Raw genomic sequence first — 24558 nt, forward strand, 5'->3', positions numbered from 1 at the left:
TTACGCTCTTTTAGAACTTTCTTCGTGTAGCACTTTTTGCAGTACGCCTTCTTTTAAAGCGTAAGCTGATACACGGATCTCCTGCAGGGTATAGGTTTCGAGCACGAAATCGACCAGTATACTTGCCAGCACGATCATATCCACCCGCATCTCCAACATGCCAGGTATAGCCAGGCGCTCGTCGTGGGTTTTATGCAGCAGATCCTGGTGTATTTTGTAGTAGTCGGCTATCTGAAGCGAGGAGGCAGCAGGAGGGTTCAGCTGGCGTGAGTTGTTGCCATGGCGCAGGGCATCAATGTCGCAGAGGGTGTCGAACGTGCCGGATGCACCTACCAGCCGGGAGGGCTTATACCTGGCCACGGCCTCGGTGAGGGGTTGGAGCATACGGGCAAGGTAACTTTTTTCGGCTTCCACCTGCGCAACAGGTATAGGGTCTTGGGTAAAGAACTTGTCCATGAGTCGCTGGGCCCCCAATTCGAAGCTTTGTTTCCAGAAAACCTCCTGATTGTTGCAGAGGATAAACTCTACGCTGCCGCCACCAATGTCCATGATGAGGGCTGTTTGCTCGTCGAGTACACCCGCCGAACGCACGCCAAGGTATATTAGTTCTGCCTCGCGGTCGCCGTCAATGACCTCTACCTGTATGTCGGTTTCCTTGAAAATATCTTTGATAAAGTCATCGCCGTTGCTGGCGTTGCGCACCATGCTGGTCGCCATGGCCCGCACCGTTTCCACACTGTACTCGTCAATTTGCTTCCGGAACTCCCGCAATGTTTTCAATGCCCGTTCGTAAGCCTCCGGCGCAATAGCTCCCTTGCTGATGCCGCCCTGCCCAAGCCGAACCGGCAATTTGGTCTTAACAAAGTCTGTACGGTTACCACTTTCATCTACCTCGGTGATGAGGAGATGAAAGGTATTGGTGCCCATGTCGATGAGTGCGAGGCGTTTGGTCATAGGGGAGGAAGATTGTACTACAAAAGAAATAGCCGAAGGCTGCTTAGGTATAGGACCTTGAATATAAGTATGTTAAATTGTTAATCTATTTAAGCTCTTTTGTGGCAGCATCGAAATAAAAATTTTTACCTGTATTCTTTTTATAATTATTAAGTGATCTAAGTGGGATAAAATTTGAGTTAATTTCCTTTAAGGGAACTATGAAGAGTTCTTCAGGGCCGCCACCCGTTCCCTTAACACCTATAACAATAAATACAGGTATATCTCTTTTGCTCTCAAAGCTTTGATATCTTTTGAATTGTTCTGGAGTTCCAAATTCGATTCCTCCTTTATAAAAGTTGCTCCTCCATTTGCACTCGACAGCAAATTCTGAACTTTTCCCCTTATAAGAATGCTCTAAAAGTAAGTCGGGGTGCTGAGTTGTTTGAGCATATCTCCCGGTTACATACTTATCGCCAGCCCACTCTTTAATTTTGAAAAATCTTTTGTCGAACTTCTGCACAACATATTTTTCAAAATCATCGCCGCTCCTTTTATTAACATCAATAATCTCTGTTTCTGCAGTACCTGATGTCGTTATTCTATTTTCGATATCCTTGATAATTACATTGTAGTCAAGACCTCGGGTGTTTGCAATATCTTTAATTATGTTTCTCTCATTTGATGTAAGAACTCCATCAGCAATGGCCATTTCAATAACTTTCTCAAGTTCGTTTTTTGAATTAGTATTAGGCTCGGACTTAACGACTGCATCCGAAGAAGGTGGACTGCTAGATTGTGTAGTAGCGGCTGTGTCTGGTATTGTATCAGTAGTAGCCATGACCTGTTTTTTTTCTTCTACAGGTTCCTTTGAAGAAGAGTAAGTAAAATAGCCAGCAATAAAACAAACAACTCCTATAATCATTAATGCCATACCCATCATTTTTTTCATGTTCTACAACTGAATATATTGTTCTATTATTTAAAATTACATAGATAGAGATACTCGTACTATGTATTTTCAGTTGCAAAATCAGCATTAGCGTAAGATTGGAAACATAGAGTAGGCATCGGATTCCCTTCCGAATAAAATCAAAAAACGTCCCCGCCTCCAACTGCCGTTCCCCTCTATCCTGCAGGTATAGCCTGCCTTAAACTACCATTTCGCAGCCGAAGCCAGACTAATTCAGATCAAGGGTATATCATCAAAAACACGAAAGCGAACAGGTTAACCAGGAGCACAACACCGTACACAATATTGGTCTTACCGCCGCTCAGCGACAGCATTACCGTAAATACGGACAACCCCAGTAGGATAATGGATTTGATGTCGAGCCCCAGGATAACGGGAATATCGTAGTAAATGCAAACCACGGCTACACTCGGAATTGTTAAACCGATACTTGCCAGGGCCGAGCCAAGCGACAGGTTTATACTGGTTTGCAATCTGTTTTTTCTGGCAGCATTGATGGCGGCTATACCTTCTGGCAAGAGAATGATGCCTGCAATGACAATACCCACCAATGTTTTTGGAAGATTGTAGCTCGTAATAATACTTTCGATAGTAGGGGAGAGCGTTTTTGCCAGTAGCACAACAATTCCTAAGCAAACAATAAGAAACAGCAGACTGATCATAAACACCCGCTTACTGATGATAATGGGCACCGCTTTTTCTTCATCTTCGTCCTTGCCAACCGTCAGGAAATACTGGCGGTATTTTCTGGTCTGCGCAAACAGGAAGCATCCGTAAATAACCAGACAGGCAAGAGAGGCAAAAACTAGCTGAGGGGTAGAGTAATAAGCACCGGAAACACTCTCGGTAAAAGTAGGGAACACGAGCGTGAATACGACAATGGAAATAAGCGAAACCAGGGCGATGGTAACAGAGGGTTTGGAAAAGTCCTGTTCATAATGCTTCAAGCTTCCGATCAGCAGGCAAAGCCCGACTATACCGTTAAGTATTAGCATGGTGGCGGCATATACCGTGTCTCTGGCCAGCGAAGCCGCTGCCTGTCCTTCTGTCATCATCAGCGAGACGATGATCGAAACTTCAATAACTGTAATAGATATAGCCAGGATAATGGTACCGTAAGGCTCACCAACTTTTTCAGCGATCACTTCAGAGTGATGCACTGCTGCCATCACACTGAAAATAAGGAGTATGGTTGCTATTATCTGAAATGAGTTGCTATTGTTAATAAGCCCGGAAAAGAAAAGTATCCAGGCTAGCACCGGGATGATAGTGGTCCACTGAAGTATTGACCTCATCGTGTATAAATTAGGTATAGGTATGGTTAATGATTTTTCAAAATGTTTTGCACAGCCGCTTCACAGCCAATAGTCAGGCAGAGGGGCTGTCTTTTTTAGCAGGCGCTGCAGAAATCCGGAGTGCCCGGCAATTCTTTCTCCGAGGCAATTCTAGCTTCCTGCTGAACTAAACCGAAAGAATGTGCCCAACGGTAGTTTTCGTTCACCGCGATCGTGCAGGTATATCTCGCCCAGTTCTTCATTCCTGATCTGTTCTCCGAATGTCAGGCGCATCAGGTTGTCCAAGATAAGAGCGGAGAAGCCAAGAGAGTAGAGGTTGATCACCAGAAAGTAGTCGGTTTTGTCGAGCATCTGATGACAGAGTTTGATGAGTTCGTTCAGCTCGTTTTCCAGTTGCCATTTCTCGCCGTTCGGGCCACGACCGTAGGCAGGAGGGTCCAGAATGATGCCGTTGTAGGTATTGCCGCGCTTCACTTCGCGACGGGCGTACTTCATAGCGTCTTCCACGATCCAGCGTACGTTGTCGAGGCCGCTGGCCTCCATGTTGTCACGCGCCCAGAAGTTGACTTGCTTCACCGAGTCGAGGTGCGTTACGTCGGCACCTGCGGCTTTGGCGGCCAGGGTGGCGGCACCGGTGTAGGCAAACATATTGAGCACTTTCGGCGTTTTAGTCTTGAGCGAGCGGGTTTTGTTGTAGATGAATTTCCAGTTGCTGTCCTGCTCCGGAAACAGGCCCACATGCTTGAACGAAGACAAACCCAAACGGAAGCGTAGTTTCAGGTCGTTGTACTGGTAGTTAATGTACCATTGCTCGGGCATTCCCTTTTGGAGCTTCCACTGGCCTTTATCCTGACTACCTTTGTCGCGGGTAAACACGGCATTGGCCATGCGCTGCCACTCCGACTCGGGCAGGTGCTTATCCCAAATGGCCTGCGGCTCGGGGCGGGCCACATAATACTGGCCCAAGCGCTCCAGCTTTTCAAAATTACCTGAGTCAACGAGTTCGTAGTCAGACCAGTTTTCAGTTGTTAAAAAGGAATACATATATTTGCTGTTTATATCCGGCTGTATAAGGTTGGCAAATTACGAATTATATGCCGTGCCTGAAAATTGCACGCAAGAGCTGGTTTAAATGTTTCTACCGTATGGCACTTAGCTTTTATAAATACCAGGGCACTGGCAACGATTTCGTGATGGTCGACAACCGGAAGCTGACTTTCCCGGCAGAAGACGAGCAACTGATCAAAAACCTTTGCAACCGCCGCAAAGGTATAGGTGCCGACGGCCTCATTCTGTTGCAGGACCACGACGACTACGACTTCGAGATGGTGTATTTCAACGCCGACGGTCGCCGGGGTTCTATGTGCGGAAACGGTGCCCGCTGCACAGTACGCTTTGCCAAACAGCTCGGCGTGATAGAAGACGTGGCCTACTTTCTGGCAGCTGACGGAGAGCATCAGGCTACTATCGAGCGCGAAGAAATTCAATTGAAAATGAGTGATGTGACCGGAGTGGAGCGTATCGGCCAGGACTTCTACCTCAATACCGGCTCGCCACACTTTGTACGCTTTGTGGACAGCGTGCACGACCTGGATGTATACGCTGAGGGCCGCGAAGTGCGCTATAACGAACGCTTTGAAGCAGTAGGCACCAACGTAAATTTTGTAGAGCGCCTCTCCGAAGACACCATTTACGTCCGCACCTACGAACGCGGCGTGGAAGACGAAACCCTCTCGTGCGGAACCGGTGTGACAGCCTGCGCCCTGGTGGCAGGTATGCGCGGCATGGAAAGCCCGGTGCGCGTGCGAACCCCGGGAGGTAACCTGCAGGTGAGTTTCGAGCAGCACGGCGATGATTTTCTGTACGTATACCTAACGGGCCCTGCCAAACTGGTGTTCTCAGGCACAGTACCACTTCCGGAGAAGGTATAGCCCATGTTCCTAAAAGGCGACCATACCTGCCTGCGGGCCCTCGAACCTACTGATCTGGATTTCCTCTATACCTTAGAGAACGATCCCGCTACATGGCATGTAGGCAACACGCTGGTGCCTTACTCCAGATTTGTGCTGGAGCAGTACCTCGAAAATGCCGCCCTTGACATCTACACCGTCAAGCAACTCCGACTGGTTATCTGCAACCTCGCCCACGAAGCCATCGGCGCCATTGACCTCTTCGACTTCGACCCACTGCACCGCCGCGCAGGTATAGGTATAATCGTTTCAGCGCCATACCGTGGCAAAGGGCATGCCGCCGAAGCGCTACAACTTTTGCTGAACTACTGTCAGCATACCTTACAACTACATCAGGTATACTGCGGCATCACCACAACCAATCACACTAGTATCAAGCTTTTTAAGAATGCCGGATTCACCGAAATAGGTATACGCCGTGAATGGCTGCGGAAATCTGACGGCAGTTGGGACAATGTGGTGGAACTGCAGCGGCCATTTCCTGTCTGAATCAGGATTTAAAGGCTTTAAGAAGGCCCTACCCTCCACGGATTAACAGGATTCTTGTACATGATTGACATCCCCTGCCCGCTTCAAAGAGGGTGTTTCCGCTACTGCTTATTGATAGGTAAGCCCTGTCGTAAGTGTCATATTTCACTGGCAGGTATAACAAGACTAACCTGCACGCTAGCTACGAAGGTATAGCTCAACCAGGTGCACCTTTTGACACTCATATCTTTGAGGCAGTAGCCAAGAGTACAATTTTCGTATCTTAGTTACCATACACAGGAAAGGTAAGGAATAATCTTTTGACACGAAACACCTGGATGTTGTGTGGGAGGAATCCCTTACCTTTTTCTCATCTTGAAAGCCAGTACAGTACCTAGAGGCTGCCTCTTTAGCAGGCACGACCTTGCATCAATTGTGAGTATAGGCCCAAAAGATGAACCCTTTTTTCCACTTAAGCCCCTTTGAGCTATGAAGAATTTACTCTGTCAGAACCTGGGCGTGGACGTGAGCAAAGACGCCCTGGAGGTGGTCTTCTCCACGCTAGATATGGAGCGGCGCGTGAAGGTGAAGGCCTCCCGCAAGTTCTCCAACACCCCCACAGGCTTCCGCCAGCTGCAGCGCTGGCTGGAGAGCAAACGCGCAGCCGGTGTAGAATTGCGTCTCCTGATGGAGGCCACGGGCGTGTACTACGAGCAGCTGGCCTGGTGCCTCCACGGCGAAGGCTACCAGGTCTCGGTGCTGCTGCCCACCAAGGCCAAGCGCTATCTGCAGGCCCTGGGCAATAAGAGCAAAAATGACAGCATCGACGCCAGGGGCCTGGCCCAGATGGGCCTGGAGCAGCGCCTGGAGCTCTGGCAGCCCCTGTCGAAAAACATCTACCGGCTGCGCCTGTTGACCCGCCAGCTGGAGGATTTTACCAACCAGCGCACCGTGTGCCTCAACCAGCTCCACGCCCTGCACCACGGGGCGCTGCAAGTAAGGCAGGTGGAGAAAAACCTCAAGAAGCTGGTGCGCGTGCTCGATAAGAGCCTCCAGGAGCTGGAGGAGGCCATCCGGGAGCTGCTCTACCAGGATCCGCTGCTAAGTGAGCGGGTAGACAGGATGCTGGCCATCAAAGGGGTGGGCCTCAAGACGGTGGCCGTGCTGCTGGCCGAGACCAACGGCTTTGCCACCTTCGAGCGGCAGGGCCAGCTGGTCAGCTACGCCGGCTACGACGTGGTCGAGCACCAGTCGGGCCAGCGGGCGGGCAGGACCAGAATATCCAAGAAGGGCAACGCCCACATCCGGCGGGCCCTGCACATGCCGGCCCTGGTGGCCGTGCGCTTCGGGGAACCAGTCTTTACGGCCCTCTATGAGCGGCTGGTGAAAAAAGGCAAGGCCAAGATGCAGGCTTACGTGGCCGTGCAGCGCAAGCTGCTGGTGCTGCTCTGGACGCTGTGGCGCAAGAATGAAGCCTATGATCCACACTACCGGCAGCAGCCAGCCGAACCAGAAAAGAACATCCTCATCCAGGAGGCCGGAGCCTCTCTTTCAGGTGTCAGCGCAGCTGACAAAGACCCAAGAACGGAAGAAACCAGGCCACGGGCAGCAGAAAAAGAAATAGCCCCGGCTCAGGCCAGGGCTACACAAGATGAACTTCCCCTGCCAGTCGGCCCGGGAGCTCTCTTTCAGGTAGAGTGAAGATAGGAAACAGATAAGAAAAACACAAAGAAAATCCTTGACTTTTAAGACAGTACCTCCACTGTTGGGGGTGAAGGGGTCCCCCTGTCAAGAGCGTTCAGCGAGTGGGGGTAGGGGCCACTACTGTTCGAAACCTTGTCAAGTTCGTATTATGTAACGGGCATACATGAAAGGAGGCTGATATGAAGGCAAAGGACTTATTGGCATTTATCCCTGACCAGGACCTTTCTCAGCTGGCGGCCCGGACGCGGGTGGACCACCAGGTCAAGAAGCTCAGCGGGCGGGTGATGTTCCAACTGCTGCTGCTCTCGCTGTTGGAGGGGGGCAAAGCAAGCCTTCGGGTGATGGAGGAGCTCTACTGCTCTATGCAGTTCCGGACCCTGGCCGATGTGGGGCAGGGGCAGACCACACGCCACAATTCCATCCGCGACCGGATCGTGACCATGCGGCCCGACTTCTTTCGGGCCATCTTCGAGCTGCTCTTCAAGCGCTTCAACCGCCTGCTGGGCCAAGAGGGGGCGCTGGTGCGCTACGACTCTACCCTGATCGCCGTCTCGGCCCGGCTGGTGGCCTGGAGCATGCGCACGCGTGCGGGCAGCAAGGACAGTGGCCAGCTCAAGTGCACGTTGGCCATGAAAGGCAGCCTGCCCTGCCAGGTGCGCGTGTTCACCAACCGGCAGGCTCTGAGCGAGGACTGCGCCCTGCCTGAGACGATCCTCTCGGAGGAGATCTCCCGCTCGGGCATCGTGGTCTTCGAGCGGGGCGTGCAGTCGCGCAAAGCGCTCAAGGCGCTCGACGAGCGGGGCCGCCTCTTTGTCACGCGCTGCAAGGTGGGCTCCCACTGCATCGAGCAGGAGCGGCTGGCCGTGGGGCAGCGGCCCGAGGGGACGACCCTCACCGTGCTGAGCGATGCCTGGGTGAGCTTCCGGGAAAAGCCCGGAAGCTACCTCGAAAAGCCCCTGCGCCTGGTCAAGGCCACCCTGGACGCAGGGGAGCAGATCTGGTTTGTCACCAACATCGCCTGGCTGGATGCCTACCAGGTGGCTGCCCTCTACAAGGAGCGCTGGCAGATCGAGGTGCTCATCAAGTTCTTAAAACAGCACCTGCAGCTCGAGCACCTGGTCACCCGCAACGAGAACGGCATTCAGGTCATGCTCTACATGACCCTGATCGTGGCCCTGCTGCTCATCGTCTACCGCAAGCTCAACAAGCTCGACAGCGACCGTCGCGCCAAACTGCGCTTTGCACAGGAGCTGGACGTGGAGGTGGTGAGGCAAATCGTGCTGCTCTGCGGGGGAGACCCCGCTAAAATGGAGAAATTCGTCACCTGAACACGTTTCGAACAGTAGTGGGTAGGGGCCCTCGATTTTTTCTTTATCGAGGGCCCCTACCCCCATCAAGGGAAAAAGTAGGTGCCAGCCGCACAGGCGAAGCTACAAAGCAATGCAAGTTGCTATACCTACAGCCGTCATTACCAAACCAGCAAGTGCAACTTAACCATCCCATCCTGTCACAATGCCACAACCTTTTTCCCTTTCTGCCACAGGAATTTACACGGCCTGCGCTTTGTTGAGGGGATAGGTATAGCCTGTCGGTAAATATGGCAGATTGGCTATACCCGTGTTATTCTGGTATTGTTTTGGTGCATAGCCTTAGATATGTCAGAAAAACACTTTATTTTTGACGATATTGCGAACGCAGAATTTCATTTAAGAACAACCAATACAGATGTTTGATTTTTTCGGTAAAACCGTTGCGAAAATATTCGGAACCAAGTCCGACAGAGATATAAAGGAGGTAGTGCCTTACGTATCCAAAATAAATGAGGAATACGCCAAGCTCACCAGCCTCACCGACGACCAGCTTCGTCTGAAAACAATAGAGATTAAAGGCATCATTGATGAACGCCTGAAGCCTACCGACGAGAAAATTGCCGCTCTGCATAAGCGTGTAGTCGATGAGACAGAACTTAACATTGTGCAGAAGGAAGCTATCTTCTCGGAGATTGACGAACTGGAGAAAGAGCGCAACAAAGAACTGGAAGTAGTACTGATGGAAGTGCTGCCTGTTGGTTTTGCTATTGTTAAAGAAACAGCCCGTCGCTGGAAAGAGAACGGTCAGCTGGTGGTAACCGCTAACGACATGGACCGTCAGTTTGCATCCCGCAAGCCAAACGTTCAGATTGAGGGCGAAAAAGCTGTTTGGGCGAACAAGTGGATGGCTGCCGGCAACGAAATTACCTGGGACATGCTGCACTACGATGTCCAGCTGATCGGTGGTATCGTGCTGCACCAGGGCAAAATCGCGGAGATGGCTACAGGTGAGGGTAAAACCCTGGTGGCGACGCTGCCTGCCTTCCTGAACGCCCTTTCAAAGCGCGGTGTGCACGTAGTAACTGTAAACGACTACCTCGCCCGTCGTGACTCTGAGTGGATGGCGCCGTTGTTCGAGTTCCATGGCATCACTATCGACTGCATCGACAAGCACCAGCCAAACTCCGAAGGCCGTCGCAATGCCTACCGTGCCGACATCACGTATGGTACCAACAACGAATTTGGTTTTGATTACTTGCGCGACAACATGTCACGCGAAACAAAAGACTTGGTACAGCGCAAGCACCACTACGCCATGGTCGATGAGGTGGACTCTGTATTAATTGACGATGCCCGTACGCCGCTTATCATTTCTGGCCCGGTGCCACGTGGCGACGAGCACGAATTCTACCAACTTAAGCCACGTATTGCCATGCTGGTGGATGCGCAGCGCAAAGTGGTGATGAACTTCCTGACCGAGGCCAAGCGCCTGATCAAAGAAGGAAACACGCAGGAAGGTGGTCTGGCCTTGTTCCGCGCCTATCGTGGTCTGCCGAAGAGCAAGCCGTTGATCAAATTCCTGAGTGAAACCGGTAACCGTGCTATTATGCAGAAGGTGGAGAACCATTTCCTGCAGGATAACTCCCGCATGATGCCGGAGGCCGATGAGCCGCTATACTTCACCATTGATGAGAAGCATAACCAGATCGAACTGACCGAAAACGGCATTGACCTGATCACAGGCCAGGGCGAAGATCCGCAGCTGTTTATCCTGCCAGATATCGGCACCGAGATCGCCAACATCGAAAATGACAAATCGCTTAGCGAAGAAGAAACACTGCACGCTAAAGAAAAGCTGATCGCAGACTTCCAGGAGAAGACCAAGCGTGTGCATACTATTAACCAGTTGCTCAAGGCCTATACCTTGTTCGAGAAAGACACGGAGTACATCGTGACACCGGACAACAAGGTGAAGATCGTAGACGAGCAAACAGGTCGTGTGATGGAAGGTCGCCGCTATTCTGACGGTTTGCACCAGGCTATTGAGGCGAAAGAGAATGTGAAGGTAGAAGATGCCACACAGACTTACGCCACCGTTACGCTGCAGAACTACTTCCGTATGTACCACAAACTGTCAGGTATGACAGGTACAGCCGAAACGGAAGCAGGCGAATTCTGGGACATCTACAAACTGGATGTAGTGGTTATACCTACTAACCGCCCAATCTCCAGACAAGACGAGCACGACAAGGTATACAAGACCACGCGTGAGAAATACAATGCCGTAGCCGACGAGATCGTGCAGCTGACAGAAAAAGGCCGTCCGGTGCTGGTAGGTACTACTTCGGTAGAGATCTCGGAGCTCCTGAGCCGTATGCTGACGCTGCGCAAGATCAGGCACCAGGTGCTGAACGCCAAAATGCACCAGAAAGAAGCCGAAATTGTGGCTGAAGCTGGTAAGCCAGGCACCGTAACCATCGCGACAAACATGGCCGGTCGTGGTACCGACATTAAGCTGACGCCGGAGTCCAAGGCTTCGGGTGGTCTGGCCATTATCGGTACAGAACGCCACGAGTCCCGTCGCGTTGACCGCCAGTTGCGTGGTCGTGCCGGTCGTCAGGGTGACCCGGGTTCTTCGCAGTTCTTCGTGTCGCTTGAAGATAACCTGATGCGTCTGTTTGGTTCGGATCGTATTGCCCGTCTGATGGACCGTATGGGTCTGGAAGAAGGCGAGGTGATTCAGCACTCGATGATCACGAACTCGATTGAGCGTGCGCAGAAGAAGGTGGAGGAAAACAACTTCGGACAGCGTAAACGTCTACTCGAGTACGACGACGTGATGAACGCACAGCGTGAGGTTGTGTATAAGCGCCGCCGCAACGCCCTGTATGGCGAACGTCTGGAGCTCGATATCTGGAACATGATCTATGATATCAGCGAGGACATGGTGGTGAACTACAAAAACACAGCTGACTACGACAACTTCCAGCTGAACATTATCCGGGTATTCGGTATCAATACCACCATCACAGAAAATGACTTTAAGTCTGGTCAGGCCAATGCCCTGGTAGAGCGCCTTTACAACGAAGCACTCAACCATTATCTGGCCAAGAACAAGCAGATCGCCGAGCAGGCATACCCGATTATCGAGAACATTCACCTGAATCGTGGACCGATGATCGAGAATGTGGCTGTACCGTTCACAGACGGTAAACGCCAACTCGCTGCTGTGGCTAACCTGACCAAGACGTATGAATCGCATGGCATGGAGCTGATCCGTGCAATGGAGAAGATTATTACGTTGGGTACCATCGACCAGGCCTGGACTGACCACCTGCGCCAGATGGACGACCTGAAGCAAGTAGTGCAGAACGCGGTGTACGAGCAGAAAGACCCGCTTTTGATCTACAAGTTTGAGTCGTTTGAGCTGTTCAAGCGCATGATCGGCAAAGTGAATGAGGAGACGGTTTCCTTCCTGTTCCATGCCTTTATACCTGTGCAGGCGCCAGAGCAGGTGCAGGAGGCGCGTGTGCCGCAAATGCCAAAGCCACCGGTTTTGCAAGAACAGAAAGCTGAAGTGCACTCATCGCTTGAGGGCAGTGACGGAGCGTCTTCCATACCAGCGCCGGAACCGGAGCGTATCATGCCGGCTCACTCACAGAAATTGGCCGGTCGCAATGACCGTGTAAGCGTGCAGTACAACGATGGCCGCGTGCTGAAAGACGTGAAATTCAAAACGGTTGAGCAGGATTTGCTCCAGAACCGCTGCGTACTGATTGAAGACTAAGATAAGATAGCCGCCTTCTGAAAAGCCTGGCGGCTATACTTTTTATATGATCATCTAAAAGCAAAGGATATAAAAGCGGGTGCAGAACCGAGTCTTTATATCCTTTGTCTTTTGTTAAAAAACCTCTTTTGTCAAAAACTATGTCAGGAGAAGAACTTGCTATTTATATAGACCACACCATTCTGCGTCCGGATGCTACACAGGATCAGGTGCTGCAGCTTTGCGACGAAGCACGAAGCTACGGCTTTGCAGCGGTGTGCGTACCGCCCAGCTATGTGCAGGCCGCCGCCGAGCGGCTGGGGCCGGGATCTTTAGTGAAGGTAGCTACTGTGGTAGGTTTTCCGTTGGGCTATACCCATCCCAAAGTAAAGTTTCTGGAAACCCACCAGGCCATCGCCGACGGCGCTAACGAAATCGATGTCGTGATGAATGTGTCGTTTTTCAAGTCGGGCAGGTATAGCGAGATAGAGAGTGAGTTGAGTGACCTGGCGAATTTTTGTCATTTGAAAGAAGCAGAACTGAAGGTGATCATCGAGACGGCGTTGCTTTCGCAGGACGAGATTACCAAAGCCTGTGAGATCTGCGCTGCGGCCGGAGTAGACTTTGTTAAAACATCAACAGGCTTTGCTTCGGGTGGAGCCCGGGTGGAAGATGTGCAACTGATGCGCCGCGTACTGCCCAACCACATCAAAATAAAAGCATCGGGCGGCATTAAAACATACACCGATGCCGTAGCGTTAATTGAGGCTGGAGCCGACCGTTTAGGTTGCTCTGCCAGTATCCAAATTGTAAAGCATGAACAGAGCGCTTAGTTTCCTTTTTATCATTGCCCTGATAGTGTCGTCGGCCTGCAAGCCCTCAGCAACGGCCCGCACAAGTTCACCAGACAGAACCAGTGCCCGCGTTGTGGACGACATCAGCGTATACCGTCCTACCTACCCGGCCGATGATGCCAATGCCCCGGCAACCGCCAGAGTAGAACCAACAAACCATGCGAATGCCAAGGTAGCTGTACTCATGGATTCGGTGGCTAGCGTAAACAAGAACATCCGTTATGCACAGGGCTACCGCATTTTGGCTTATAACGGTTCGGAGCGCCAGACCGTGATGAACCTGCGCAAGGCCATCATTGCCCGCGTACCGGAGCAGAAGGATTATCTGACCTACCAGCAACCGAACTTCCGGCTCAAGATTGGCGACTACTTTAGCCGCATGGAGGCGCAACAAGTGCTCAACCAAATCGGCGACCTGATTCCTAACGCACATATTGTGCAGGATCAGATCAACATACCGAAGAACTAAGGTATAGTGACCTGCTACAGGTATACAGCGTTGCAGTTGCTCAGGCGGCTGCAACGTTTTTCTTTTTATATTTGAGAGCTTGTAATAAGGTGAGTAGTGCCTTATCACTGAAATACTTACATGAATCAACTAGCACAGAAAATAAAAGAGCTGGCCACGACCTATACCCAGGATACTGTAGGTATACGCCGGCACATTCACGCTAATCCGGAGCTTTCCTTTGAAGAGCACAATACGGCCGCTTACGTGCAGAAGGTGTTGCAAAGCTACGGCCTGGAAACAGTCCGTATGGCCAATACGGGTGTGGTAGCTTTGATCAAAGGACGTAATCCGGAAAGCAAAACGATTGCCCTGCGTGCCGATTTGGATGCTTTGCCGATTACGGAACAGAATACCGTAGATTATAAATCGAAGAACGAAGGCGTGATGCATGCCTGCGGGCACGATGTGCACACAGCTTCTCTGTTAGGTGCTGCCCGTATTTTGCAGGACCTGCGCGGAGAGTTTGAAGGCACCGTTAAGTTAGTGTTCCAGCCGGGTGAGGAGAAGTTTCCGGGCGGAGCCTCTGTCATGATCAAAGAGGGGGTACTGCAGCAGCCAGCGCCATTAGGTATAATTGGCCAGCACGTGTTCCCAATGCTGCCGACCGGTAAAGTTGGTTTCCGTTCAGGTATGTACATGGCCAGCGCGGACGAAATCTATATTACCGTGAAAGGGAAAGGTGGTCATGCAGCCTTGCCGGAGCTTAATGTGGACCCGGTGCTGATTACGTCGCACCTGATTGTGGCGCTGCAACAGATCGTGAGCCGCCACGCCAGCCCCAAAGTACCCACAGTGCTCTCTTTTGGCAAGGTGGAAGCCTTGGGTGCTACGAATGTGATACCGAATGAAGTGAAGGTAGAAGGCACTTTCCGGACCATGGATGAGGTATGGCGCAAAGAAGCGCACCGCCGTATACGCAAACTGGCCGAAGGACTTTGCGAAAGCATGGGCGGCAGCTGCGACATCGACATTAAGTTTGGCTATCCTTTCCTGAAAAACGACCCTGACCTGACCGGCCGTGCCCGCGAGGCCGCAGTGGTATACCTTGGGGAGGAAAACGTGGTGGACCTTGACCTGTGGATGGGAGCAGAGGACTTTGCCTATTACTCGCAGGAAGTGGCTGCCTGCTTCTACCGCCTGGGTACACGCAACGAGGCACGCGGCATCACCTCAGGCGTACATACCCCAACCTTTGATATAGACGAAACAGCATTGGAAACCAGCATCGGCTTAATGGCCTGGATTGCCGTGCAGGAATTAGTAGTTCAAACAGTAGACTAAACAAATATGAAGAAATTATACCTGATCCTCTCACTGGCTATGTTGCCGCTGCTGAGCCATGCTCAAAGCAAAATAAATGCACCTACTGCCATCTGGCCCGAACTACAGTTGAGCTACGGATTGGGTGAGAGCGGCCTTGTATTTCTGCAGAACCAGTACCGCATTAACACCGACGACCGCTTCAACGGCGTAGGCAGTTTTGAGCGTATCGAGTTTACCCTAGGGTATGAGCATACCTTTACCGACCACTGGCTGGCGGGCGCTATGTTCCGTTATGCGAAAGAGGACATGCCTTCGAGCAACTTCACATCAGCTTTTTTGCGCCATGCCGGCAGCATTAAAGGTTTATACTTTAACAAACAGTTGACGCTCGATTATGTGAATCAGGACCGTCGCGATCCTTTTGCACGGTTCAGGCTGGGGGTGGAGTTGGGCAAACGCCTTCCATTAGGTGAGCGTTTTATCACACCGTCCCTATCCTATGAGATGCTGGTGGTAAAGGATTTCGGAGATGAAACAAATGATTTACTGGAGCGCACCATCGACCGTACCCGTTTTAGATTAGACGCCACCTACGAGATCAACGACAAAATTCGTATCACGCCTTACTTCATGCGGCAAACCGATTACTATTTTGTGGAAATGAGTCCGAAATATGACGAAGACGGGATGTTGACCGAACAAGGCTTTACCACAAAGCGCAACCGCATTTCGCCTGTTTTTGGACTTGAGCTGAAGTATACCTTCAACAGAGCTACTTCTACCGCTAGCTCTACCTATTAAATTGCTGAAAAATTGGCAGAAGTGTCAGGTTTATCCCCTAATATTAAATGACATTATTTCATGATTTTATAAAATAATCTGGCTGGCAAACTTTTGGCTATACCTTGTGTGTAAGTGAAAACATCAACTTAAAAACAGGAGGTAGCTATGGTACTTAGAAAATACAATGGCATGCAGGATGACATGCCGCAGACTTTCAGTTCAATGCTAGACAGATTCTTCAACGAGTCTGTAAACTCACGAGGCTTTGCCGGTTTTACGCCGCATGTGGATGCCTGCGAAACCGAGAATGGTTACGAAATTGAAGTAGCCCTGCCTGGTATTCACAAAGAGGACATTGCCATCGATTTTCAGGAAGGCAAGCTGACAATTTCGGGAGAGCGCCGCTTCGAGAAGCAAGAAGGCCGCCGCTATCAGATGCTGGAAACCCAGTACGGTACCTTCTCCCGCTCGTTCTATTTGCCTGACAACGTGGACCCGGACAAGATCTCGGCGCAACTGCAGGATGGTTTGCTGCTAGTGAACGTGCCGAAAGACGAGCACAAAACCATGAAGCGCCAGATCACCATCGCTGGTGGAGAGGAAGCCAAGCAACCAGTGAAGCAAAAACGGGTAGTGGCTTCTGAGAACGGCAAAGAGAAATAAGTATAGTAATTGACAAAAAAGAGGCCACCCAAACTGGCCTCTTTTTTGTTATAGAAATGTTAAAGAATGCAAATTGCCTTGACCCGGTATACTCCCGTATAGTATATTAGCGTTAAAGGTTTGTTATATATACAATTTTTAATATTAGAGATTCACCAATCAGGAGGAGTTCAATACATGAAAACGAAACAGTTTATTGTTGGCCTTACACTTTCGGCGCTAATGGGCGGCGGAGTGGCAGTAGGCAGCTATAAGTTGCTGGAGAGTGATAGTCCGCAGGGAGTAGAGAATCAACAGCAGTACCCGACCGTACGCTACACGAGCGACATGCGCAGCAGCAACGTGATCGTGCCGGAAGGTCTTAATTTTGTTAATGCAGCGCAAGTCACTACGCCAGCCGTTGTGCACGTGATGACGGAGTACAGTGCTCGTACCACACAGGGCAGGAATACCCCAATGGATCCTTTCCTGCGGGAGTTTTTCGGTGATGGCTTTGGTGAGCGGGTGCCACGCGGTCCGCAGATGGGTTCCGGCTCCGGCGTGATCATCGCCTCGAATGGCTACATCGTCACGAACAACCACGTAATTGACCGTGCCGATAAAATAGAAGTGACGCTGGACGATAAGCGTAAGTTTGAGGCAACCCTGGTAGGTACTGACCCTACTACAGACCTTGCCTTACTAAAGATTAACGCCGACAAACTGCCGGTTATTCGCTACGGCAATTCCGATGATTTGCAGGTAGGCGAGTGGGTGCTGGCCGTAGGTAACCCCATGAACCTGACTTCTACGGTAACAGCAGGTATAGTGAGCGCCAAGGGACGTAACATTAACATTCTGCGCACCAGCGCCACCGATGACCTGAGCATCGAATCTTTTATTCAGACTGATGCAGCGGTAAACCCTGGTAACAGTGGCGGCGCTCTTGTAAACCTGAATGGTGATCTGGTAGGTATAAACACAGCGATTGCTTCGCAGACCGGTTCTTTTGCAGGATACTCTTTTGCGGTGCCTTCTGCCATTGTAAGCAAAGTGGTGGATGACCTGCTGAAATACGGAGAAGTGCAGCGTGCCCTGCTTGGGGCAACTATTCGTGAGATTGATGCAGCTCTTGCCAAAGAGAAAAGCCTTAACACACTGAGCGGAGTATACCTGGAGGAAGTGCGTGAAGGTGGCGCTAAAGAAGCAGGTCTGCAGAATGGTGACGTGGTAACAGCTATCAACGATGTAAAAGTGGCTCGCACTTCGCAACTGCTCGAGCAGGTAGCGCGTTATCGCCCTGGCGACAAGGTGAAGGTAGAATACCTGCGTGACGGCAAGACCCGTACAGCAAACGTAACGCTCCGCAACCTGAACAACAGCACCGAGATATCGAAGCGCAGCAATGCTAGTGCTGTAACATTCGACGGCGCTTCCTTTGAGGCAGTGAGCAAGCAGGAAATGAATAAGCTAGGTATAGACGGCGGTGCTAAAATCTCCAACGTAGCCAAGAGCAAGTTCCGAGACACGGGTATGAAAGATGGCTTCATCATCACCCGAATCGACAAGTATGCGGTAAACGTGCCTGCCGATGTGGAGCGTCACCTGAAGAACTTCGAAACCGGCATTGTGTACATAGAAGGTGTATACCCTGACGGTCTGAAAGCTTACTACCCGATCGGGAAACGCTAAGAATTAATTAGGTAATTAAAAGCTCCTGCCATACATGGGAGGGCACTGAAAAAGTCCCTCATTTAGGAGCAACCCTTAGAAGCGATCAGGTAAAACCATGTTTTTACCTGATCGCTTCTTTTATTATCAGAAGTCGTGCTGGCCAACCGAACGATCACTTGTATAGCCAATCGGACTTTCAATTGTGTGTAGGGTCGGAAAGGAAGGGCGCCTGGGCGCTTTTGTGGGGAATTCCCGAGGCTTAAGCGCTTAGTTTGAGGATTCGCTTCAGGTTTACTGTGAAGATGGCCAGCGCTCCCTGCAGCTGCATGCTGGTGATGCCATAGGAGATGGCCCTGCCATAGCCATGGACGTTTTTGAGCTCGCTGTTCTTAGCTTCTATTTTATAGCGCTCCCTGGCCTTCTCCTTGAAGTAGGCTGTCTGTTGAAAGGCCTGCTGCTCCACATGGATAGGCGACTTGATGGTCACTCCGTAGGTTTTTGACTTGGCTCCTGGTTTGTAGCAACCCTCTTTTAAGGGGCAGCTCCTGCATTTTTGAACGTCAAAGTAGTAGACGGTTGCCTGGTTCTTGCCACGGTTCTTTTTCCCCTGACGTGCCTTTCGCATGGCCATATGCCCGGCAGGACACACAAACATAGCTGCGTCTTTGTTATACTCAAACCTGGCTTCCTCCTTTCGGCTGCCCTGGCTGATGACAGGGTTGAGTTTGGCCACCAGCTTTAGACTGCGGCCCTCCTTGTCCTGGAGCTTGAGGTTTTCCTTGCCCGAATAGGCCGCATCGCCGATTACTGTGTCCACCTGAAGGCCATTGGCGCGGCTTATTTCCACAAGCTTTGGAAGTTGGGGGCCATCGCCTTTTTCGCCCGAGGTGACAAGGGCGGCGGCAATGATGCGCTCCTCTGTCATGGCCAGATGCGCTGTCATGGCCAGGTGCGTCTTGTAGCCAAAGAAGCTGCTGTCAGCCGATTTATGGCCCGTCCTGGCATCCGTGTCTTTGGAGAGCGTATGGCTCTCCTGGGTATCCTCCACCGTTTCCCTGAGCAGGTTGAGCTTCTCTCTAACGGCGGGAATCACACACAGCGCCTGGTCCGCTTCAACGAGCTTTTCAAGCCTGCGGCAGTAAGCCAGCTGCTCTTCCAACCCGCCCGAGTCATGCTGTTCGGGCATACGGCCTTTGATGTCTTCATCGATGCTGCAAAGGGCTTTGCGCAGCAGCCTTGAGCGTTCCCTGAGCACCTCCAGGGCGGATTGTGGATTTGACCTGGAGAGCGAGTGGGTGGCATCCACGATAAGGGAGTGGGACCTGATGATGCCCTTTTCAAGGGCAATGGCGACCGTCTTGCTGATCAGAAGGTTCAGCAGGTCGGTGTCCTTTAAGCGGAGCTTACGGAACTTGGTCAGGGAGCTGGGGTTGATGACCGCCTCCTCGGGTGAGAGGTCGAGAAAGTATTTGAAGGACATATCGTAGCGCGAGCGCTCCACCACGTCCACATCGGAGATCGTGTAGATGGTCTTCAGCAGCAAGTATTTGAACATGCGCACCGGGCTTTCGGCCCTGCGGCCATTGGTGGTGCAGTATTTACTGGCCAGCTCCTCGTAGATGAAAGTGAAGTCGATCAGCTCGTTGATTTTACGAAGCAGATTGTCCTGGGGGACAATCAGATCATAGAGCCCTGAATAGGGGCTTGGTTGAATTTGTTGCTGTTGCGCTACCATCTGAATGCTCTCTGATTCCACTAGGAGATACGAAAAAAGGAGCAGAAAACTTAATTCCTGCTCCTGTAATTCTCCAGTTTTCACGGAGACTTTTTCAGTGCCCTCCATACATGGTGGGAGCTTTTTTGTTTTAATAGAATAGAAAAAGGTTTAACTTCATGCTGTGGAGTTTCCTGCATACAGGTATAGCGCCCAGAAGATGTTAAAACACTTATAACCAAAAATACTGAGTGAAATTATGAAACAAGCCATAGATGAAATGCCAATGACAAAAGCTATTGCCGATGTATTGCAGCAACTAGGTATAAAAGAGTTAAACCCGTCTTACAGCACTGGCCTGAACTGGGGCGGCGAAAATAACAAAACTACCCGCGACATTTACTCACCTGCCGACGGCAACCTGATTGCGAGTGTAAATATGGCTACTGCCGACGACTATGAGCAAATAGTGAAGACCGCGCAGGAAGCTTTTAAAGTATGGCGCACAGTGCCGGCCCCGAAGCGTGGCGAGATCGTGCGCCAGATCGGAAACAAGCTGCGTGAGCACAAAGAGGCGCTAGGCAAACTGGTGAGCTACGAAATGGGTAAAATCCTGCAGGAAGGCCTTGGCGAGGTACAGGAGATGATCGACATATGCGACTTTGCAGTAGGCTTGTCGCGTCAGTTGCACGGCTATACCATGCACTCCGAGCGTCCGCAACACCGTATGTACGAGCAATACCATCCACTGGGCATTGTGGGCGTTATATCAGCCTTCAACTTCCCGGTAGCAGTTTGGAGCTGGAATGCCATGCTGGCAGCTGTTTGCGGTGACGTGACCATCTGGAAACCATCTGAAAAAACTCCGCTTACGGCCATTGCCTGTCAGTACATCATCCGCGACGTGCTGGCTGATAACGAACTGCCGGAGGGTATCTTCAATGTGATCATTGGTGATGCGGAAGTCGGCAGCCTGATGGCGCATGACACCCGCGTACCACTTGTGTCCGCTACTGGCTCTACCCGCATGGGTAAGAAAGTAGGCGAAGCAGTTGGCGCCCGTCTGGGCAAGTCTTTGCTGGAGCTGGGCGGTAATAATGCCATCATCATTACTGAGCATGCTGACATCGAAATGGCACTTCGTGCGGTGGTATTTGGTGCCGTGGGTACCTGCGGACAGCGCTGTACGTCTACCCGCCGCCTGATTGTTCACGAGAATGTATTCGATCAGGTTCGAGACCGTCTGCTCAAGATCTACCCTAACCTGCCGATCGGTCATCCGCTGAGCAACACCACGCTGGTTGGTCCGCTGATCGACAAAGACGCCGTGAAGGCTTTCCAGAAAGCGCTTGAAGAAGTACAGAGCGAAGGTGGCAAGCTACTGATTGGTGGCGAGGTGCTGGAAGGTGAGCAATATGCGACTGGCACTTACGTGACGCCTGCTGTTGTAGAAGCGGAAAACCATTACCACATGGTGCAGGAAGAAACTTTTGCCCCGATCCTATACCTGATCAGGTATAGCGGGGACGTGGAGAATGCTATCGACATCCAAAATGGTGTGAAACAAGGCCTTTCTTCGTCTATTTTCTCTGCCAATATGCTGGAAACAGAGGCTTTCCTGAGTCATTGGGGCTCAGACTGCGGTATAGCTAACGTAAATATTGGTACGTCCGGTGCCGAAATTGGTGGTGCCTTCGGAGGTGAGAAAGACACAGGTGGTGGCCGCGAGTCGGGTTCCGACGCTTGGAGGATATACATGCGCCGCCAGACCAACACCATCAACTACAGCCGCGAGCTGCCACTGGCACAGGGCATCAAGTTTGATATTGGGTAGTCTGCCGATTTTTAATTTGCTAATGTCTTTATGATGCGATGAACTCACAGTGCTTGCAAAACCTGTAGGAGACTTGCCAGTAAAAGGATATAAACAGCAAGACGCTCACAGGTCTGGAAGACGCTGTGAGGTCAAAAAACCTAGAAACCAGCTCCAATCGGGGCTGGTTTTTTTGTAGCTATACCTGACAAATAAGTCAAACGGTGCTATGCAGCGGTGAGTAACGAAAAATTCTTAATAATTATTTTGCAACTTGATGCAACCCAACGCATTTACCTTTGTCTTTAGTGCAGATAGAATGAAGGGAGGACAAAAATTAAGATGAAATAAGGTAATAGGTCGACCAATAAGGCAAATAGAACGATAAACAAGGCGATTTTGGAAAAAGGCACTTTTCAGGATGTAAACGCACAAGTGGTGCAGCGCTGCAGGGAAGGGGATAACCGTGCCCAGTACGAACTGTACAAACTGTATTCCAAAGCTATGTTTAACGTGAGCATGCGCATCACCAACGACTATGCCGAGTCCGAGGATGTGCTGCAGGAAGCCTTCATCAGCGCCTTCAAAAACCTTCATTCTTACAAAGCAGAAGCTTCATTCGGGAGCTGGCTCAAACGGATCGTGATTAATGCATCGGTTAATGCTGTGCGCAAACGCCGCCCGGAACTGGTGCCACTAGAAGACCGGCTGGCAGGCGACATACCTGACGAGGACTACCACGACGATACCGAATGGCAGGTAGAGCAGGTGCGACGCGCCATACAACGTTTGCCTGATGGCTACAGAGTGGTGCTGAGCCTATACCTGCTGGAGGGCCTTGACCATGCCGAAATAGGAGAGGTGCTGGGTATAAGCGAGTCTACCTCCAAGTCGCAGTACAGCCGGGCCCGCAAGAAGCTCCTGGAGATTATGAAAGATACACATTCCATGGCCTAGCCGTGGCTAATGATAAAGAAGAGAAAGATGAAAGACAGATTAAAGGAATTTGTGAGCGAAAACCGGGAAGAGTTCGACGTGTTCGAGCCCAGACCGGAGCTGTGGCAGGAAATCTGTTCCGAGCTGAAAACACAAAAGGCACAGGAAGAAAAGCTCAGCAAAGAAGCCAAGGTGATCAGCATCAACTTCGGGGAGCGCCTCAACTTCACCGCCGACTTCATGTTCATGCGGGTGGCCGCCACTATTGTGCTTTTGCTGGCCTGTGGCGCTACGCTCTGGATGGTGAAACAAAATAACCCGACTACGACCAACACCCTGGCCGCTAATACCGAAACAAGTCAACCTACCTCGGTATATCAGGTGGCGCCGGAGCTTGCTGAGGTGGAGGTATACTATACCAGCCAGATCAACAGCAAACGCGAAGAACTGAGTGAGTACGATCTGAAAGTGCTCGGTCTGGACGAAACCCGCCAGATAGACCGCGAACTGGCCCGCCTCGACAGCAGCTATACCCGACTCAAAAATCAATTGCATACCACGCCGAACACCGACCAGGTGATGGCCGCCATGATCCGAAACCTGCAGATCCGGATCGATGTGCTGAACCGTCAGCTGGAAGTACTTAAGAAAATAGAAGCTATAAAAGAACAGGATACTACTGAACCACAGAACAATGAAACTACTACTATTTAAAACATTGCGCTACCGCATAGCCACGCTTTTGGTTATACTGCCCGCCCTGGCCCTGGCACAGCCTTATGCGCCGGAGCCTTGTCCAAGCCAAACGCTACCTGCACCACCAACTCCTGTCGTGCAGCAGACACTACCACCCACCCCTCCCATACCGCCAGCGCCTCCTGTGCTGTTGCCACATCAGCCGGAAGCCGAGGTCTATACCTACAAATCAGAAAAGCGCAAAACCTTCGACAAGACCTATAAGGTAAGCAAGTCTGATGTGCTGAACATCGACAACAAGTTCGGCAGCGTGCACGTGAACACCTGGAACCGCAGCGAAATACAAGTGAAGGTCGACATTATCAGCCGTGCCAATTCTGACCAAGTGGCACAGGAAATGCTGAACAAGATCAACGTAACAGATAATCGCAGCGGCAATAACATCGTTGTGAGAACCGAAATGGGATCTATGAACTCCAAGAGCGGCCACCAGAGTTTTGAGATCAATTATACAGTGAACATGCCTGCCGATAACAATCTGATGGTGAAGAATAGCTTTGGCAACGTATACCTGCCTGACATGAAAGGCAAAGTGGACCTGCATGTGCGTTACGGTGCGTTTAAGGCAGGTAATCTGACTAACTCATCCAATAGCATCAAAGCCTCATTCTGCAACAGTTCCTCCAACACGATCGGCTTTCTGAACAAGGGTAATGTGGAATTAGCTTACTCTACCTTAAGTTTGGGTAAAACCAACGGCGTGCAAGGTTCGTCTAAATTCAGTGACTTCAAGATCGGAAATCTCTCCGAAGCACTGGAGATGGAGGTGAAGTACGGCACATTCAGAGTAGACAACGTGCAGAAGAATTTCAAGTCCATCAACGTAAATGGTGGCTTCACACCAATTCAGCTAAACTTCGAGAGCGATTCTGCCTTTGACTTTGATGTAAACGTACAGTTTGCCGATTTTAAAGTGGACCGTAACCTGGTGAAGTTCACGACACTGGAGAAAGGCCATACCTCAGCGGAGTACAAGGGCAAGTATGGCAACGCCTCATCAAAAGGCACCATCAACATCACCTCCAAGTACAACGATGTGAAGTTTACAAAATAACTCCCTGATCTGAAACATATTAGCACCGATCAGGTTGAATAATAGAGTTTGTTTAAGGTAAGAGAAGCCGGCCAATTGTTAGGTCGGCTTTTTCTATTGATAGGTATAGAAGCGGTGACTAAAGCACAATGCTGGCAAG

At 50.9% G+C, this 24558-nt stretch carries 20 protein-coding genes; 15 read left to right on the top strand and 5 right to left on the bottom strand.

From position 1 onward, the window contains the following. The 4 genes from K3G39_RS10140 to K3G39_RS10155 form a co-directional block, all read right to left on the bottom strand. On the bottom strand, window positions 1–954 hold the full coding sequence (locus K3G39_RS10140) for a phosphatase (protein ID WP_220626054.1): 954 nt from the start codon (window positions 952–954) through the stop codon (window positions 1–3). An 85-nt stretch (window positions 955–1039) separates the two neighbouring features. Further along, a complete protein-coding gene (locus K3G39_RS10145) occupies window positions 1040–1885 on the bottom strand; it encodes a hypothetical protein (RefSeq protein ID WP_220626055.1) in 846 nt (281 codons plus the stop codon). 239 nt (window positions 1886–2124) lie between these two features. After that, window positions 2125–3201 carry a calcium:proton antiporter gene (locus tag K3G39_RS10150; RefSeq protein ID WP_220626056.1) on the bottom strand — a complete coding sequence of 359 codons (1077 nt, stop codon included), beginning with the start codon at window positions 3199–3201 and terminating at the stop codon, window positions 2125–2127. Between the two features lie 150 nt (window positions 3202–3351). Next, window positions 3352–4245 (bottom strand): class I SAM-dependent methyltransferase, encoded by an 894-nt coding sequence (locus K3G39_RS10155; protein WP_220626057.1) that lies wholly within the window; start codon window positions 4243–4245, stop codon window positions 3352–3354. Between the two features lie 101 nt (window positions 4246–4346). On the opposite strand from K3G39_RS10155, the gene dapF reads away from it, so the two are divergent. The 11 genes from dapF to K3G39_RS10210 all read left to right on the top strand — a co-directional run bounded on the left by dapF (window position 4347) and on the right by K3G39_RS10210 (window position 18164). After that, on the top strand, window positions 4347–5132 hold the full coding sequence (gene dapF, locus K3G39_RS10160) for a diaminopimelate epimerase (protein ID WP_220626058.1): 786 nt from the start codon (window positions 4347–4349) through the stop codon (window positions 5130–5132). Window positions 5133–5135: 3 nt separating this feature from the next. Beyond that, window positions 5136–5660 (top strand): GNAT family N-acetyltransferase, encoded by a 525-nt coding sequence (locus K3G39_RS10165; RefSeq protein WP_220626059.1) that lies wholly within the window; start codon window positions 5136–5138, stop codon window positions 5658–5660. A gap of 468 nt (window positions 5661–6128) precedes the next feature. Then, entirely contained in the window at window positions 6129–7340 is a 1212-nt protein-coding gene (locus tag K3G39_RS10170) for an IS110 family transposase (protein ID WP_220626060.1), read from the top strand. Between the two features lie 182 nt (window positions 7341–7522). After that, the gene (locus K3G39_RS10175) at window positions 7523–8671 is read left to right on the top strand and encodes an IS4 family transposase (RefSeq protein WP_220626061.1); all 1149 of its coding nucleotides are present in this window, start codon (window positions 7523–7525) and stop codon (window positions 8669–8671) included. A gap of 397 nt (window positions 8672–9068) precedes the next feature. Next, window positions 9069–12440, top strand: coding sequence for a preprotein translocase subunit SecA (gene secA, locus K3G39_RS10180; protein ID WP_220626062.1), 3372 nt, complete (start codon window positions 9069–9071; stop codon window positions 12438–12440). A gap of 140 nt (window positions 12441–12580) precedes the next feature. Continuing rightward, window positions 12581–13252: a deoxyribose-phosphate aldolase gene (gene deoC, locus K3G39_RS10185; protein WP_220626063.1), complete on the top strand. Its 672-nt coding sequence runs from the start codon at window positions 12581–12583 to the stop codon at window positions 13250–13252. Beyond that, window positions 13236–13742 (top strand): sporulation protein, encoded by a 507-nt coding sequence (locus K3G39_RS10190; protein WP_220626064.1) that lies wholly within the window; start codon window positions 13236–13238, stop codon window positions 13740–13742. The genes deoC and K3G39_RS10190 overlap by 17 nt, the downstream gene beginning before the upstream one ends. A gap of 120 nt (window positions 13743–13862) precedes the next feature. Beyond that, a complete protein-coding gene (locus tag K3G39_RS10195; protein ID WP_220626065.1) occupies window positions 13863–15065 on the top strand; it encodes a M20 family metallopeptidase in 1203 nt (400 codons plus the stop codon). Window positions 15066–15071: 6 nt separating this feature from the next. Then, window positions 15072–15848, top strand: coding sequence for a DUF2490 domain-containing protein (locus tag K3G39_RS10200; protein WP_220626066.1), 777 nt, complete (start codon window positions 15072–15074; stop codon window positions 15846–15848). 147 nt (window positions 15849–15995) lie between these two features. Next, window positions 15996–16493 carry an Hsp20/alpha crystallin family protein gene (locus K3G39_RS10205; RefSeq protein ID WP_220626067.1) on the top strand — a complete coding sequence of 166 codons (498 nt, stop codon included), beginning with the start codon at window positions 15996–15998 and terminating at the stop codon, window positions 16491–16493. Between the two features lie 177 nt (window positions 16494–16670). Beyond that, window positions 16671–18164 carry a Do family serine endopeptidase gene (locus tag K3G39_RS10210; RefSeq protein WP_220626068.1) on the top strand — a complete coding sequence of 498 codons (1494 nt, stop codon included), beginning with the start codon at window positions 16671–16673 and terminating at the stop codon, window positions 18162–18164. A gap of 241 nt (window positions 18165–18405) precedes the next feature. On the opposite strand, the gene K3G39_RS10215 is transcribed toward K3G39_RS10210, so the two are convergent. After that, window positions 18406–19881 carry an IS1182 family transposase gene (locus K3G39_RS10215; RefSeq protein ID WP_220626106.1) on the bottom strand — a complete coding sequence of 492 codons (1476 nt, stop codon included), beginning with the start codon at window positions 19879–19881 and terminating at the stop codon, window positions 18406–18408. 238 nt (window positions 19882–20119) lie between these two features. On the opposite strand from K3G39_RS10215, the gene K3G39_RS10220 reads away from it, so the two are divergent. The 4 genes from K3G39_RS10220 (at window position 20120) to K3G39_RS10235 (ending at window position 24419) form a co-directional block, all read left to right on the top strand. Further along, window positions 20120–21694, top strand: coding sequence for an aldehyde dehydrogenase family protein (locus K3G39_RS10220; protein ID WP_220626069.1), 1575 nt, complete (start codon window positions 20120–20122; stop codon window positions 21692–21694). Window positions 21695–22072: 378 nt separating this feature from the next. Continuing rightward, on the top strand, window positions 22073–22630 hold the full coding sequence (locus tag K3G39_RS10225; RefSeq protein WP_220626070.1) for an RNA polymerase sigma factor: 558 nt from the start codon (window positions 22073–22075) through the stop codon (window positions 22628–22630). A gap of 27 nt (window positions 22631–22657) precedes the next feature. Continuing rightward, window positions 22658–23323: a hypothetical protein gene (locus tag K3G39_RS10230; protein WP_220626071.1), complete on the top strand. Its 666-nt coding sequence runs from the start codon at window positions 22658–22660 to the stop codon at window positions 23321–23323. Beyond that, complete coding sequence (locus tag K3G39_RS10235) at window positions 23304–24419, top strand: hypothetical protein (protein ID WP_255594225.1); 1116 nt, start codon at window positions 23304–23306, stop codon at window positions 24417–24419. The genes K3G39_RS10230 and K3G39_RS10235 overlap by 20 nt, the downstream gene beginning before the upstream one ends. The last annotated feature ends 139 nt before the right edge of the window (window positions 24420–24558 follow it).

The organism is Pontibacter sp. HSC-14F20 (genome assembly GCF_019599265.1).
Lineage (GTDB): Bacteria > Bacteroidota > Bacteroidia > Cytophagales > Hymenobacteraceae > Pontibacter.